We start from the raw sequence: 1832 nt of genomic DNA on the forward strand, positions 1-1832 counted from the left end.
TCAGCTTGACTCTGTCGGGGATCTTGGAGCTTCCCGGTGTGCCCACCTGACCAGTGGGCATGCTCGGGGTGATCAAAGACCGTGTAGTTGTCGAGGTGTCAGTTGTCGCTCCGTCCCCGCTCCGGTGAGCAAGTCCCCTACCTGACCGCGCGGATCGCGCGGGCGAGCAACCCGGGCGGTACGACGGCGATGTGGGTGAGAGACCGGCTGGACGGGCTGTGGCGCGACGAGGACTTCGCAGGCTGGTATCCACGGAACGGACGCTCAGGCATCTCGCCCGCCCAGCTGGCCACCATCAGCGTGCTGCAGTTCCTGCTCGGCCTGTCGGACCGGCAGGCGGCGGAGGCGGTCCGCTGCCGTATCGACTTCAATTACGCCATGGCCATGGAACTGGACGATCCCGGCTTCCACCACAGCGTGCTGGCCGACTTCCGAGAGCGCCTGACCCTGGACGGCCGAGCCGACCGCCTCCTCGATCTGGCACTCGCGCGCCTGAAGGAGGCCGGACTCGTAAGCGAGCGCACCACGCAGCGCACCGACTCCACCCACGTCCTGGCCGCGGTACGCGACCTGACCCGGCTGGAACTGGTCACCGAGGCGGTCCGTGCCGCGCTGGAAGAGGTGGCCCGCACCGCGTCGCACTTGCTGGCCGGCCTGGTCGACGAGGAGTGGGGGCGCCGCTACGGCCGCCCGGTCCGGCTGGGTAAGAACCCTACCCGGCCCAAGAGCAGGATCCTCGCCGCCGGTGACGACGCCTGCCGCCTGCTGGAGCACCTCCACCACCGCGGACCGGGCTACCGGCCCGGCCCGCAGGCCGAGGCCCTGCGGCAGATCCTCGTGCAGCACTACTACCGCGACGCGGCGGGCCGCCTGCGCTGGCGCACCGCCGACGACGGTGGCCTGCCGCCATCGTCCTCGGCGGTCGTCTCCCCCTACGACACCACGGCGCGCTACGTCCGTCACGGGCACATCATCAGCTGGAAGGGGTTCGCCGCGCATGTCACCGAGACATGTGCCTCCGACAGCGTCAACGTGATCACGGACGTGGCTACCACCTCGGCCGCCACGAACGACGGCCAGGCCCTGCCGGGCATCCACACCCGCCTGGCACGCCGCGAACTGCTGCCCGCCGAGCACCTGGTCGACGGCGCCTACACCTCTCTCGTCCACCTCGAACGAGCCGCCCGCGAGCACCAGGTCACCGTCAGCGGGCCTCTGCCGGGCAACCCCACCCGCCAGCACCGCAAGAGCGAAGGGTTCGACCGGGACGACTTCCGCATCGACTTCGACCGCCGCCAGGTCACCTGCCCGAACGGCCAGGTCAGCGCCGGCTGGCACGGCCCCTACCCGACCTCCTCGCCCACCGCGGCGCCTCTGATCGTGGCCCGGTTCACCAGGAGTCAGTGCCAGCCGTGTCCGGACCGCCCCCGGTGCACGAGCTCCAGCGACGCCCGGAACGTGGGCTTTCCCCCACGAGAGCTCCGCGACCTGCAAATCCGCGTCCGCGCCGAGCAGCAGACACCCGATTGGAAGGCCCGCTACGCGGTCCGCTCCGGTATCGAGGGCACCATCAACGAGTTCGCCCACGGACACCGCATGCGCCGCTGCCGCTACCGAGGACAGCCGAAAGCCCACCTGCAACACGTCCTCACAGCCATCGCCGTGAACATCGAACGGCTCAGCGGCCGGCCAGTCACCGAGGAAGCCCCCTCGCCGAGACCACCGACCGCCTTCCAGACCTACCTGGACCAGCGCGACATCCCCCGGCCGAAGTCCTGGCGAACTCTTGGCACTTGAACCCGATCGTCCAAGATCCCCGACAGAGTCAAGCT

At 69.9% G+C, this 1832-nt stretch carries 1 protein-coding gene; it reads left to right on the forward strand.

From position 1 onward, the window contains the following. Window positions 1-102: 102 nt before the first annotated feature. Entirely contained in the window at window positions 103-1797 is a 1695-nt protein-coding gene (locus ABT095_RS38735) for an IS1182 family transposase (RefSeq protein WP_350534334.1), read from the forward strand. Window positions 1798-1832: the final 35 nt, after the last annotated feature.

It is taken from the genome of Kitasatospora sp. NPDC002227 (assembly GCF_040296285.1).
In the GTDB taxonomy this organism is placed as follows: Bacteria; Actinomycetota; Actinomycetes; order Streptomycetales; family Streptomycetaceae; genus Kitasatospora.